The organism is Mumia sp. ZJ430, from assembly GCF_011751845.1.
Taxonomy (GTDB): domain Bacteria; phylum Actinomycetota; class Actinomycetes; order Propionibacteriales; family Nocardioidaceae; genus Mumia.
This window is the reverse complement of sequence record NZ_JAAHFK010000002.1, coordinates 178508-191925: the sequence shown is the minus strand read 5'-3', so window position 1 is coordinate 191925 and position 13418 is coordinate 178508. Positions and strand designations below refer to the sequence as shown.

Below are 13418 nucleotides of genomic sequence, written 5' to 3'. Positions count from 1 at the left end.
TGAAGGGGTGAGCGAGCAGACCGAGTTCCCCACCGTTGTCGACCCGTGGTTCGTCGTCGCGTTCGAGGGTTGGAACGATGCTGCGGACGCCGCCAGCTCCGTGATCGACCACCTGGTGGAGTGGTGGGACGCCGACCTCATCGCGGAGATCGACCCGGACGACTACTACGACTTCCAGGTCAACCGCCCGCAGATCGGGACTGACGACGACGGGCACCGGACGATCACCTGGCCCACGACCCGCGTGTACGTGGCGCGGCCGGTGGGCTCCGACCGCGACGTGGTGCTCGTGCGTGGCGTCGAGCCGAACATGCGCTGGATCTCGTTCTGCGACGAGCTCGTCGCCATCGCCGACCGGCTGGCGAGCCATGCGGTCGTCACGCTCGGCGCGCTGCTCGCCGACACACCGCACACGCGGCCGGTGCCGGTGACGGGGACCACCAACGACCCCGAGCTCGACGCCCGCCTGAGCCTCGACGACTCCTCGTACGAGGGGCCCACCGGCATCAACGGCGTCTTTACGCTGGCCTGCGTCGCGGCGGAGCTTCCGACGGTCTCGCTGTGGGCCGCCGTCCCGCACTACGTGGCGCAGCCCCCGAGTCCCAAGGCGACGCTGGCGCTGCTGGGCTATCTCGAGGACGTGCTCGAGATCAGCCTGCCGATCGGTGACCTACGCGAGATGGCGCGGGCGTGGGAGCGCGGTGTCGAAGACCTCGCGAGCTCCGACGCCGACATCGCCGCGTACGTGGAGTCGCTCGAGGAGGCGCGCGACACCTCCGAGCTGCCCGAGGCCTCGGGCGACGCGATCGCGCGCGAGTTCGAGCGCTACCTCAAGCGGCGCTCGCGCGACACCGACTCCTAGCCCTGCAGTCTTTTCACCCACCCTTCGAGCCGAAGAGAGCCGATGACGACCAACGTCGACACCCGCCGTACGACCCTGCCCGACGCCGTCCTGTGGGACCTCGACGGGACGATCGTCGACACCGAGCCCGTGTGGCTCGAGGCGGAGTTCGCACTCGCTGCCCGCCACGGCGCGTCGTGGTCCGAAGAGGACGGACTCGCCCTCGTCGGCAGCGACCTGCTCGAGGCCGCGCGCGAGATCCGGCGTCGGATGGACCTCGTGCTGCGCCCCGAGGAGATCGTCGACGCACTCGTGAGCGAGGTCGCCTCGTACATGCGCGACGGCGACATCGCCTGGCGTCCAGGTGCTCGGGAGATGATCGCCGCGCTCACCGAGGCGGGAGTCCCGCAGGCGCTGGTCACGATGTCGTACACCGCCGTCGCAGAGCCGCTGGTCGCGCGGTTCACCGGCAGCACATTCAGTGCCGTGGTCACCGGGGACACGGTCTCGCGCGGCAAGCCGCACCCCGAGCCTTACCTCGCCGCCGCGGCGGCACTGGGGGTCGACCCGTCGCGATGCGTGGCGATCGAGGACTCCAACACAGGCACCCGCTCGGCGTCGGCCGCGGGCTGTCATGTGCTCGTGGTCCCCAACCTCGTCCCGGTCGATGCGGGGGAGCGACGCACGCACGTCGCGACCCTCGACGGCCTCACGCCGTACGACCTCGGACTGCTCCTGACCGGCTCGGACCCGCGAGGACGATAGCGTCGGGGCGTGACAACTCTCACGGTGGTGTGCACGTACGTCGCGCTGATCGGTGCGGGCATCATGTCCGGCGTCTACGTCGCCTTCTCCGTGATGGTGATGCCCTCGCTCGAGCGACGACCTCCGACCGAGTCCGTCGGCTTCATGCAGGAGACCAACCGCTTCGCCGTACGCCCGGCTTTCCAGCTCGCGTTCTCCGGTACGGCGGTGGTCGCGCTCGTGGTCGCGCTGGTGGCGTTCCTCGGCGACGGTGACGGCCGGTGGTGGGCGCTCGGTGGGTCCGCCGCCTACCTCGCCTCGATCGCCCTCACCGCGGCGTTCCACATCCCGCGCAACAACGCGCTCGATGCGGTGGACGCCTCCACGCCGCCGGCCGCGGCCACAGCATGGGCGTCGTTCTCGCCGCCGTGGACGCGTGGCAACCACGTGCGGGCGCTGATGTGCATCGCCTCGGTCACGGCCTACGCTGCCGCGCTCCGCTCCGGCTGACCCTCCGTCGCGCCGACCGGGCGCTCGTCCATGGCACGCCACTCCGGGCGCAAGCCGGTGAGGCTCGTCGTCAGCGCGTAGGCGATCCCGCTCACGAGAAGGACGGGAGCGAGCCCGACGGCCGTCACCGCCACCCCGGCGAGCACGCCACCGAGGGGCATCCCCGCCCAGGCCGCCGCGTCGGTCAGCGAACCGACCCGCCCGTAAAGGTGCGGAGGAACGCGCTCGAAGAAGACCGCGCTGAGGATCGGGTTGAGGAAGCCCGAGCCCAGGCCTGCGACGACGAAGACGACGAGGATCGCGGGCATCGGCACGTCGAGCAGGAGCACCAGGAAGCGCGGTGCCCCCGCGACGAGGAAACCGAGGAAGAAGACCGGGCGGCGCCTCATCCGGTGGGCGAGCGCGGAGGCGAGCAGGCTGCCGACGACCGCGCCCGCGCTCATGACAGTCAGGATGAGGCCCATCGCCGGAGCACCGTGGCCCGAGTCGTGCGCCCAGACCGGGAGGAGGACGGCCGTGAACGCGATGTCGAGCAGGTTGGTGATCGCGACCATGACGACCACCGCCAGGAGGAGGGGGTCGCGACGGAGGAAGGCGGCTCCCTCGGCGAGGCGTCGCAGGTACGGCGCCGCCTCGTTCTCGCCATCCTCGGTCGTTCGGGCCGTCGACGGCGCGGGGCCGCCCATGCCACGAGGGAGCGCGAAGCCCACGACGAGGGAGCCGAGAACGAAGCAGACCGCGTTGACCGCGACGCCCGCGATCGGACCTGCGAGAGCGATGAGGCCCGCCCCAGCCGCAGGGCCGAGCGTCGAGGCCAGGCGTTCGATGGTCCCGGACAGTCCGGTGGCCCGTACGAGCGGGATGTCCGCACGCTCGGCGGCCTCGGGAACCATGACCTCCTTGGCGAGGTCGCCCGGGCCGCGAGCCGCACCGACGACGGCGACCAGGGCGAGGAACGCCTCGAGAGGCAGGGCGTCGAGGGCGTACAGGACGGGGATCGTGGCTGCTGCGGCTGCGCTGACGAGATCGGTCGACCAGGAGACCACGCGCCCACCAACGCGGTCGATCCACGGCCCGGCCAGTGCCTTGACCAGGACGTACGGGGCGAGCTCGAAGAACGCGACGAGCCCGGTCGCGGTCGCGCTCCCGGTGGTGGCCAGGACGAACCACGGGAACGCGATCGCGGAGACGCGCGTACCGGTGTGGGCGACCGCCATCGCGACGAGCAGACCGGCGAGCGGCCTCGTACGACTCATGGCGTGTCGTCCTCGGGGCCGCGCTCGAGCTGAGGGAGCACTTGCACCACGACGGCGACCCGCTCGGCGCCTTCGGGATGCCTGCCACCGGGGACGTCGTACCGGTACTCCCTCACGAGCGCGTGCACCCGCGCATCCAGCGTCCGTGCTTCGTCAGGAGTCAGACGGAGCAGGTAGTCGCTCAGGTCCATCGCCTTGCGCCACGGCTCGGGCATGGTCGCACGTTCGTTGACCGTCTGCTGGAGCAGCATCGAGTAGCTCGCGGCGATCGAGTGGAGATAGGTGTCGACGTCGTCGGGAGAGACGTCGTCCATGTCCTCCTCGTCCAGGACACTCATGCGGTGCTCCGCGCGCCACCACCGATCGCGCGCGTTGCCTCGCGCCGTGTCTTCCGCGACCAGGCCCGCGCCGGCGAGCTGGCGGAGATGATAGCTCGCGGCGCCCGACGTGACGCCCAGTCGCTGGCCGAGGAGCGTCGCCGTCGACGGGCCGTGACGGCGCAGGGCGCCGAGGAGCTGGACACGGAGCGGGTGCGCCAGCGCCTTGAGGGCCGCAGTGTCGAGGACGACCTGGTGCGGTTGGGTGGCCATGGAGATCACCGTACGACTGCAAAGGTTTCTTTGCAAAGGTCTCTTTGCAATGCGCTCGCGAGTGCCGGGAGAGCGGCTCGCCGTCAGTCGGCGTCGGCGACGCTCTCTGCGGGAGAGTGCACCGCGGGCTCGAGCGGCAGCGTCTCGCGCTCCGGCAGCGGGGGCGGGGTGCCGCCCCACTCCGGACACAGCGCCTTGTGGTCGCACCAGCCGCACAGCACGCTCTTGCGGGGGCGCCACTCGCCGGTCGTCGCCGCACGCTCGATCGCCGCCCACAGCGCGCGGAGCTTGCGCTCGGTCGCAAGCAGGTCGTGCTCGTCGGGGGAGTAGCGGAGGATCTCCTCGTTGCCGAGATACATCAGCTGGAGCAGCGCCGGGATCGTCCCTGTCGTCCGCCACATGACCAGCGCATAGAACTTCATCTGGAACATCGCCTTGGCCTCGAACACCTCACGAGGTGCACGGCCGGTCTTGTAGTCGACGACGCGCACCTCGCCGGTCGGGGCCACGTCCACCCGGTCGACGTACCCTCTCAGCAGCAGCCCGCCGTCGATGACCGTCTCGACGTACTTCTCACGCTCGGCCGGCTCGAGACGCCGCGGGTCCTCGAGGGTGAAGTAGGAGCTGAGCAGCTCGCCCGCGCTCTCCAGCCATGCGGCGAGTGCCGTCCCGTCGTCGAAGAGACCGGCCACCTCGGGCTCGACCTCGCGCAGACGGTCCCATGCGGGGCCCACGAGCGACCGCGCACGCTCCAGCGTCCGCTCGGCGGCCGGCGCGTCGAACAGGTCCTCGAGGACGGCGTGGACGAGGGTCCCGCGCACCGCCTCGACCGTCGGCTCCTGCGGGAGACGGTCGACGACCCGGAACCGGTAGAGGAGCGGGCACGTCATGAAGTCGGATGCCCGGCTCGGGGACAGCGACCCGACCACGTCGACCCCGTCCACCACCGTGCGCTCGGCCGTCTGTGCCCTCATGCCCGTCAGCCTAGGCGAGCCGACCGACAGTCCGGCTGTGCCACGACCCGATACGGTGGAACACGTGACCGCGTCGTCCACACCCCCCACGCCGAACCGTCCGCCCGGGACCTTCCGCATCGGCGAGATCGGGGGGATCGACGTTCTCGTGCGCTCCTCCTGGCTGCTCGTCGCGGTTCTTATCGCCTTCGTGCTCGCCCCCACGATCGAGGCGATCGCCCCGGGCCTCGGTGCTCTCACGTACGTCGCCGGCCTGGCCTTCGCGGTGCTCCTCTACCTCTCTGTCCTCCTGCACGAGATCTCCCACGCGCTGGTGGCCAAACGGTTCGGCTACGACGTGCGCTCGGTGACCCTCAACTTCCTCGGCGGGGTGACCGAGATCGAGGGGGAGCCCGACACCCCTGGTCGCGAGTTCTGGATCGCCGTCGTCGGCCCACTCACCTCGCTCGCCGTCGGCGCCGCCGCCTGGGGCGCCTCGTTGCTGCTGCCCGACTCCGGCCTGCTGCTGTTCGCGTTCCGTGCGCTTGCACTGGCCAACCTCGTGGTCGGCGTCCTCAACCTTCTGCCGGGGCTGCCGCTCGACGGCGGACGGGTGTTCCGCGCGATCGTCTGGAAGGCGACGGGCAACCCGTACGCGGGCACGGTCGCGGCCGGCTACGGCGGTCGCGCGATCGCGATCCTTGCGCTCGCCTTCCCGTTCCTCGCACGCGAGGTGCTCGGCTGGGACATGACGATCCTCGACTACGTCATCGCCTTCGTGATCGCGATGTTCCTCTGGACGGGCGCGACCCAGGCCATGCTCGCCGCTCGGCTCAAGCGTGGACTCCCGTCACTCACCGCGCGCGGGCTCGCCCGTCGGGCGGTCGACGTCCCCCGCAGCACGCCGGTCGCTCAAGCCATCGAGCAGGCGCGTCAGGCCGGGGCGGGCGCGATCGTGGTGCACGGCCCGACAGGCACGATCGACGGCGTCGTCGACGAGCGCGCCGTCCTCGCCACACCCGAGGCGCGACGCCCGTGGGTCGACGTCGGAGCACTAGCGCGTACGCTCTCCCCGGGCCTCACGCTGCCCGTGGACCTGGCCGGTGAGCCGTTGATCCGCGCGCTGCAGCAGACGCCGTCGAGCGAGTACCTGGTCGTCGACGGCGAGAGCCTGTACGGGGTCCTCGTCACCGGCGACGTCGACCACGCCTTCGCGGCGCGGGTCCGCGACGGGGGCAAGCAACGAGACGCAGGAAGGCACACGCATGGATGAGCGCCTCTCGGGGGTGCACCGCGGTCCGATGGCGGCCGGTGAGTGGGTTCGCCTCACCGATGCCAAGGGTCGTCGCCACAACATCCAACTCGAGGTGGGCAAGAAGTTCTTCACGAAGTTCGGGGAGATCGCCCACGACGACCTGATCGGGCAGCCGGAGGGGATTGTCGTCACGTCGTCGCTCGGCGGCCAGTACCTCGTGTTCCGGCCGCTGATGCACGAGTACACCACCTCGATGCCCCGCGGCGCGGCGGTGATCTACCCGAAGGACGCGACGCAGATCGTCACGTTCGCGGACATCTTCCCCGGTGCGCGGGTGCTCGAGGCCGGCGCCGGCTCGGGTGCGCTCACGACGTTCCTGCTGCGCGCGGTGGGTGAGGACGGTCTCGTCCTGTCCTTCGAGCAGCGCGAGGACTTCGCCGAGATCGCGACCCGCAACGTCGAGCAGTTCTTCGGTGGCCCCCACCCGGCGTGGCGCCTCACGGTCGGCGAGCTCGGCGAGAGCCTCGCCGAGACCGACCTCGAGGTCGACCGCATGATCCTCGACATGGTCGACCCCTGGGAGTACGTCGCGCTCGCGGGCCGGCTGCTCGCTCCCGGCGGCATCCTGTGCTGCTACGTCGCGACGACGACACAGATGTCGCGCGTCGTCGAGACGATCCGCGCGCACGGCGAGTTCGCCGAGCCTTCTGCCTGGGAGACCATGCAGCGCGGCTGGCACCTGGAGGGTCTGGCGGTGCGTCCGGAGCACTCGATGAACGGGCACACCGCGTTCCTGGTCACCGCCCGCCGGATGGCGCACGGCCAGCGTGCGCTCGCCAAGAAGCGGCGGCCCGCCCCGGGCGCGTACGGGCCCGACTACGCCGGACCTCGCCCCGTCGACCTGCCCGAGTGACCTGAATCACATCGTTCGGATCTCTTTCTGATCAACCGCGCGCCGACGCGAGCGGATCGCCACTCCGTGCGGGTAGTGTCGACTCACGAGGAGCCAGCACGCCGCGCCATGGGTCGACCCCGGGCGGTGTCCGGGGCTGACGGTGTCGTGGCCTTCGCGGGAGGTACGACATGAGCGAGTTCGACCACAGCGACCGGCGTCCGCCTGAGACCGAGCAGACCGTGCTCCAGCAGCAGGCGGAGATCGACTACCTCCGCGCGGAGGTCGAGCATCTCCGTCGGCGCCTCGCGACCGGCCGCCTGGACTCGTCGATGGACTCGAGGCTTGCTGAGACCGAGGCTCGGCTCGCTGCGGTGACGGCTCAGAACGCCCGCCTCGGCGACACCCTGCGCGAGGCTCGCGATCAGATCCTCTCCCTCAAGGAGGAGGTCGACCGACTCGCGCAGCCTCCGACGGGCTTCGGCACGTTCATCCAGCACAACGACGACGACACCGTCGACGTGTTCACCGGAGGCCGCAAGTTGCGGGTCAACGTGAGCCCTTCGGTCGAGGTCGAGGACCTCCAGAAGGGCCAGGAGGTCATCCTCAACGAGGCGCTCAACGTCGTCGCCGCTCTCGCGTACGAGCAGGTCGGCGAGGTCGTGATGCTCAAGGAGCTGCTCGCCGACGGCGACCGCGTCCTCGTGATCGGCAACGCCGACGAGGAGCGGATCGCCCGCATCGCCGACTCCCTGAGCGACGAGAAGCTCCGCGCCGGCGACTCGCTGCTGCTCGACTCGCGCGCCGGCTACGTCTACGAGCGCGTGCCGAAGTCCGAGGTCGAGGAGCTGGTCCTGGAGGAAGTGCCCGACATCGACTACTCGAGCATCGGCGGCCTCCAAGGTCAGATCGAGTCGATCCGCGACGCCGTCGAGCTCCCGTACCTCTACCCCGAGCTCTTCATCGAGCACGAGCTGAAGCCGCCCAAGGGCGTGCTCCTGTACGGTCCGCCGGGCTGCGGCAAGACCCTGATCGCCAAGGCGGTCGCGAGCTCGCTCGCCAAGAAGGTCTCGGCGAAGACGGGGGAGGAGGGCCGCTCCTACTTCCTCAACATCAAGGGCCCAGAGCTGCTCAACAAGTACGTCGGCGAGACCGAGCGCCACATCCGACTGGTCTTCCAGCGTGCGCGCGAGAAGGCGTCTGAGGGCACGCCGGTGATCGTCTTCTTCGACGAGATGGACTCGTTGTTCCGCACCCGCGGGTCGGGGGTGTCGTCCGACGTCGAGAACACGATCGTCCCGCAGCTGCTGAGCGAGATCGACGGCGTCGAAGGCCTCGAGAACGTCCTGGTGATCGGCGCCTCCAACCGTGAGGACATGATCGACCCGGCGATCCTGCGACCCGGTCGGCTCGACGTGAAGATCAAGATCGAGCGGCCCGACGCGGAGTCGGCACGCGACATCTTCTCCAAGTACCTCACGGCCAACCTCCCGCTCCACGAGGACGACCTCAAGGAGTTCAGCGGCGACCGGACGGCATGCGTCAACGGCATGATCCAGCGCACCGTCGAGCGGATGTACGCCGAGTCCGAGGAGAACCGCTTCCTCGAGGTGACATACGCCAACGGTGACAAGGAGATCCTCTACTTCAAGGACTTCAACTCGGGCGCGATGATCCAGAACATCGTCGACCGCGCCAAGAAGATGGCCATCAAGGACTTCCTCGAGCTGCGCCAGCGGGGGCTGCGCGTCCAGCACTTCCTGCAGGCATGCCTCGACGAGTTCAAGGAGAACGAGGATCTCCCGAACACGACCAACCCGGACGACTGGGCGCGGATCTCCGGCAAGAAGGGCGAGCGGATCGTCTTCATCCGTACCCTCATCTCCGGCAAGCAGGGCAGCGAGCCGGGCCGCTCGATCGACACGGTCGCCAACACGGGTCAATATCTCTGAGCGCAGGGGGTGGGCGACGTCGCACAATGTGTCCGTGACGACGCCCACCACTCCTGCACTCGACATCCGCGTCGTGCCCTACGACCACGCGGATGCGACGTTCCTCATCGACGAGGTGCAGGCGCTCTACGCCGAGCGCTACGGCATCCATGACGTCAGCCCGAGCGACCCTGCGGAGTTCCACGCTCCCGGCGGGTTGTTCGCCGTGGCGTACGACGGCTCCGGCCAGCCCGTCGCCACGGGCGGCTGGCGGATGCTCGGGGACTGGCGTGCCGAGGTGCGTCGGATGTACGTCCGTGAGGCCGTACGTGGTCAGGGATACGCGCGGCGCGTCCTCGCCTGGCTCGAGGAGACCGCGCGGGCCGCCGGGGCGACGACGATGGTGCTGGAGACCGGCCAGCCGCAGCCGGAGGCGATCGCGCTCTACCGGTCGGCCGGCTACTCCGAGGTCGCGCCGTTCGGCTACTACGCGGACGATCCTCAGTCGCTCTTCCTCGGCAAGGCCCTCGGCGGCTCATGAACACCGACAGCGTCGTCCACATCGTGGACCCTATGTCCGGTGGTCGGACCTCGACTATCCTCGGACGGGTGTCGGCCACAGCGAACCTCCGCCCTGATGCGACCGCCGAGCTGACTGAAGCGCTCCGGTCGCGCATCCTCGTGCTCGACGGCGCGATGGGCACCGCGATCCAGCGCGACCGTCCTGACGAGGCCGGCTATCGGGGCGAACGCTTCAAGGACTGGCCCCGCGACGTCCAGGGCAACAACGACTTGCTGTCGCTGACCCAGCCGGCGCTCATCGCCGAGATCCACCGTGAGTACCTCGACGCGGGTGCCGACATCGTCGAGACCAACACCTTCAATGCCACCGCGATCTCGCTGAGCGACTACGGCATGGAGGACCTCTCGTACGAGCTCAACCACGCCTCTGCGCGCCTCGCTCGTGAGGTCGCCGACGAAGTCGCCGCCGCGAGCGGACGGCCCCGCTACGTCGCCGGGGCGCTCGGCCCGACCTCGCGCACGGCCTCCATCTCGCCCGACGTGAACGACCCGGGCGCACGCAACGTCACGTACGACGCGCTCGTGGCCGCCTACGCGACGGCGACCCGCGGTCTGCTCGACGGCGGTGCCGACCTCCTCGTCATCGAGACCATCTTCGACACGCTCAACGCCAAGGCGGCCATCTTCGCCGTCGAGTCGGTGTTCGCCGACCACGGGCGCCGCTGGCCGGTCATCATCTCGGGCACGATCACCGACGCGTCCGGACGCACTCTGTCAGGCCAGGTGACCGAGGCCTTCTGGAACTCGGTCCGCCACGCCCAGCCGCTGCTCATCGGACTCAACTGCGCGCTCGGCGCCAAGGAGATGCGGCCGTACATCGCCGAGATCGCCCGCGTCGCGGACACCTTTGTCAGCTGTTACCCGAACGCTGGCCTCCCCAACGCCTTCGGCGAGTACGACGAGGCGCCCGACGAGACGGCGGCGATCCTCGCCGAGTTCGCCGAGGCCGGCTTCGTGAACCTCGTCGGCGGCTGCTGCGGGACCACACCCGCGCACATCGCGGCGATCGCACGCGAGGTCTCGCACAAGGCGCCACGCGTCCCGCCGGAGACCACCCCGGCGCTGCGGCTGGCGGGTCTGGAGCCGGTGACCGTCGTCGAGGACACGCTCTTCGTCAACGTCGGCGAGCGCACCAACATCACCGGCTCGGCCCGCTTCCGCAACCTCATCAAGGCCGGTGACTACGGCTCTGCCCTCACGGTCGCCCGCCAGCAGGTCGAGAACGGCGCGCAGGTCATCGACGTCAACATGGACGAGGGCATGATCGACGGCGTCGAGGCGATGGTGCGGTTCTTGAACCTCATCGCGTCCGAGCCCGACATCAGCCGCGTCCCGGTGATGGTCGACTCCTCCAAGTGGGAGGTCATCGAGGCCGGGCTCAAGTGCGTGCAGGGCAAGCCGATCGTCAACTCCCTCTCCATGAAGGAGGGCGAGGAGGCGTTCGTCGCGCACGCGCGTCTGTGCCGCCGTTACGGCGCTGCCATCGTGGTGATGGCGTTCGACGAGGACGGCCAGGCCGACAACCTCGAGCGCCGCAAGGAGATCTGCGAGCGGGCCTACAAGCTCCTCGTGGACGAGGTCGGCTTCCCCGCCGAGGACATCATCTTCGACCCGAACGTGTTCGCGGTCGCGACGGGCATCGAGGAGCACGCCGAGTACGGCGTGGACTTCATCGAGGCCACCCGCTGGATCAAGGAGCACCTCCCGTACGCGCTCGTCTCCGGGGGCGTCTCCAACGTGTCGTTCTCGTTCCGCGGCAACAACGCCGTGCGTGAGGCGATTCACGCCGTGTTCCTCTACCACGCGATCAGCGCCGGGATGGACATGGGCATCGTGAACGCGGGGGCGCTGGAGGTCTATGCGGAGGTGCCCGACGTGCTGCGCGAGCGCATCGAGGACGTCGTCCTCAACCGTCGGCCGGATGCGACCGAGCGCCTGCTCGAGATCGCGGGCGACTTCGCGAAGGACGGTGCGGCCAAGGAGGTCGCCAACGAGGAGTGGCGCGCGCTCCCGGTGTCCGAGCGGATCACACATGCCCTTGTGAAGGGCATCGACGCGTACGCCGAGTCCGACACCGAGCAGCTGCGCCAGGAGATCGCGGCCCGTGGCGGACGTCCGATCGAGGTCATCGAGGGCCCGCTGATGGACGGCATGAACGTCGTCGGTGACCTGTTCGGCGAGGGCAAGATGTTCCTCCCGCAGGTCGTGAAGTCGGCGCGCGTCATGAAGAAGGCGGTCGCGCACCTCATCCCGTACATCGAGGCCGAGAAGCAGCCGGGTGACGCCGAGCGCACTAACGGCAAGGTCGTGATGGCGACCGTGAAGGGCGACGTCCACGACATCGGCAAGAACATCGTCGGCGTCGTCCTGCAGTGCAACAACTACGACGTCGTCGATCTCGGCGTCATGGTGCCCGCCCAGAAGATCCTCGACGCCGCCAAGGCCGAGAACGCCGACGTCATCGGGCTGTCCGGTCTCATCACGCCGTCGCTCGATGAGATGGTGAACCTGGCGAGCGAGATGGAGCGTCAGGGCTTCGAGATCCCGCTGCTCATCGGAGGCGCGACGACCTCACGCGCGCACACGGCGGTCAAGGTCGACCAGAAGTACCACGGTCCCGTCCTCTGGGTGAAGGATGCCTCGCGTTCCGTCCCTGTCGTGGCGGCGCTGCTGTCCGACGCACAACGTCCCGGGTTGCTGGCCGAGACCGACGCCGATTATGCGTCGCTGCGCGAGCGTCACGCCGCACGGCAGACCGGTCGCCCGCTGCTGCGGCTCGAGGAGGCGCGTGCACAGGCGACGCCGATCGAGTGGAGCGGCTACCTCCCGCCGCGCCCGCACATGATCGTCCAGCAGGCGCGCGACCTGTGCTCCGGGCCCGGCTGCGACCACCGTCACGACGGGCGCGTCCAGCTCGTCCGGACGCTGACCGACTATTCGCTGGAGGAGCTGCGCGAGTACATCGACTGGCAGCCCTTCTTCAACGCGTGGGAGATGCGCGGCCGCTTCCCGGACATCCTCCACAACCCGTCGACGGGGGAGGCCGCCCGCAGGCTCTACGAGGACGCGCAGGCGATGCTCGACCAGCTCATCGCGGAGAAATGGATCCACGCCAACGGCGTGTTCGGGCTGTTCCCTGCAAGCCAGGTCCCCGGCGACGACATCGAGGTCTACACCGACGAGTCGCGGACCGAGGTGCTCACGACGCTGCACCAGCTACGTCAGCAGGGCGAGGGCCGCAACGGGTCCGCACGCAAGTCCCTCGCCGACTTCGTCGCACCCAAGGAGTCCGGACTGCGCGACTACGTCGGTGCCTTCGCCGTCACGGCGGGCCTGGGCGCCGCGGACAAGATCGCCGAGTTTAAGAAGAACCTCGACGACTACAGCGCGATCCTGCTCGAGTCGCTGGCCGACCGGCTGGCCGAGGCGTTCGCCGAGCGGCTGCACGAGCGCGTTCGCAAGGAGTTCTGGGGCTACGCGCCCGACGAGTCCCTCACGAACGAGGCGCTGATCAAGGAGAGCTACGCCGGCATCCGTCCCGCTCCCGGCTACCCTGCGTGCCCGGAGCACACCGAGAAGCGGACGATCTGGGAGCTCCTCGACGTCGAGCGCAACACCGGCATCGAGCTGACCGAGAGCATGGCGATGTGGCCCGGTGCCGCCGTCAGCGGGCTGTACTTCTCCCATCCCGACTCGCAGTACTTCGTGCTGGGCCGGATCGGCCGCGACCAGGTCGAGGACTACGCCGAGCGCAAGGGCTGGACGGTGGCCGAGGCCGAGAAGTGGCTCTCGCCCAACCTCGGCTACCGCACCGAGGACGACTAACGCACGCCCGGGACGTCATACGTTCCGGGGCTCCGCACC

The 13418-nt window shown here is 69.5% G+C and carries 11 protein-coding genes; 8 read left to right on the top strand and 3 right to left on the bottom strand.

Translation table 11 applies throughout. The annotated features are described in order from the left end of the window. Positions 1-7: 7 nt before the first annotated feature. From HCT63_RS07425 to HCT63_RS07415, 3 genes are read left to right on the top strand one after another with little or no spacing between them, the layout of a single operon-like run. On the top strand, positions 8-862 hold the full coding sequence (locus HCT63_RS07425; protein ID WP_167002805.1) for a PAC2 family protein: 855 nt from the start codon (positions 8-10) through the stop codon (positions 860-862). A 42-nt stretch (positions 863-904) separates the two neighbouring features. Next, positions 905-1606, top strand: a complete 702-nt coding sequence (locus tag HCT63_RS07420; protein ID WP_167002803.1) for an HAD family phosphatase — start codon at positions 905-907, stop codon at positions 1604-1606. 9 nt (positions 1607-1615) lie between these two features. Next, on the top strand, positions 1616-2095 hold the full coding sequence (locus HCT63_RS07415; RefSeq protein ID WP_167002801.1) for an anthrone oxygenase family protein: 480 nt from the start codon (positions 1616-1618) through the stop codon (positions 2093-2095). Here HCT63_RS07415 and HCT63_RS07410 read toward each other — a convergent pair. From HCT63_RS07410 to HCT63_RS07400, 3 genes are all read right to left on the bottom strand, one after another. After that, positions 2068-3351: an MFS transporter gene (locus HCT63_RS07410; protein ID WP_167002799.1), complete on the bottom strand. Its 1284-nt coding sequence runs from the start codon at positions 3349-3351 to the stop codon at positions 2068-2070. The two genes, HCT63_RS07415 and HCT63_RS07410, sit on opposite strands and share 28 nt — an antisense overlap. After that, positions 3348-3941, bottom strand: a complete 594-nt coding sequence (locus HCT63_RS07405; protein ID WP_167002797.1) for a helix-turn-helix domain-containing protein — start codon at positions 3939-3941, stop codon at positions 3348-3350. The genes HCT63_RS07410 and HCT63_RS07405 overlap by 4 nt, the downstream gene beginning before the upstream one ends. An 83-nt stretch (positions 3942-4024) precedes the next feature. Continuing rightward, entirely contained in the window at positions 4025-4915 is an 891-nt protein-coding gene (locus HCT63_RS07400) for a PD-(D/E)XK nuclease family protein (protein ID WP_167002795.1), read from the bottom strand. Between the two features lie 64 nt (positions 4916-4979). On the opposite strand from HCT63_RS07400, the gene HCT63_RS07395 reads away from it, so the two are divergent. The 5 genes from HCT63_RS07395 to metH all read left to right on the top strand — a co-directional run bounded on the left by HCT63_RS07395 (position 4980) and on the right by metH (position 13379). Further along, a complete protein-coding gene (locus HCT63_RS07395) occupies positions 4980-6167 on the top strand; it encodes a site-2 protease family protein (RefSeq protein ID WP_243842933.1) in 1188 nt (395 codons plus the stop codon). Further along, on the top strand, positions 6160-7062 hold the full coding sequence (locus HCT63_RS07390; protein WP_167002791.1) for a tRNA (adenine-N1)-methyltransferase: 903 nt from the start codon (positions 6160-6162) through the stop codon (positions 7060-7062). Before HCT63_RS07395 ends, HCT63_RS07390 begins: the two co-directional genes overlap by 8 nt. Before the next feature lie 170 nt (positions 7063-7232). Continuing rightward, entirely contained in the window at positions 7233-8993 is a 1761-nt protein-coding gene (arc, locus tag HCT63_RS07385) for a proteasome ATPase (RefSeq protein ID WP_167002789.1), read from the top strand. Between the two features lie 34 nt (positions 8994-9027). After that, positions 9028-9513 carry a GNAT family N-acetyltransferase gene (locus HCT63_RS07380; protein WP_208322329.1) on the top strand — a complete coding sequence of 162 codons (486 nt, stop codon included), beginning with the start codon at positions 9028-9030 and terminating at the stop codon, positions 9511-9513. A 68-nt stretch (positions 9514-9581) separates the two neighbouring features. Further along, positions 9582-13379 (top strand): methionine synthase, encoded by a 3798-nt coding sequence (gene metH / locus HCT63_RS07375; RefSeq protein WP_279587728.1) that lies wholly within the window; start codon positions 9582-9584, stop codon positions 13377-13379. Positions 13380-13418: the final 39 nt, after the last annotated feature.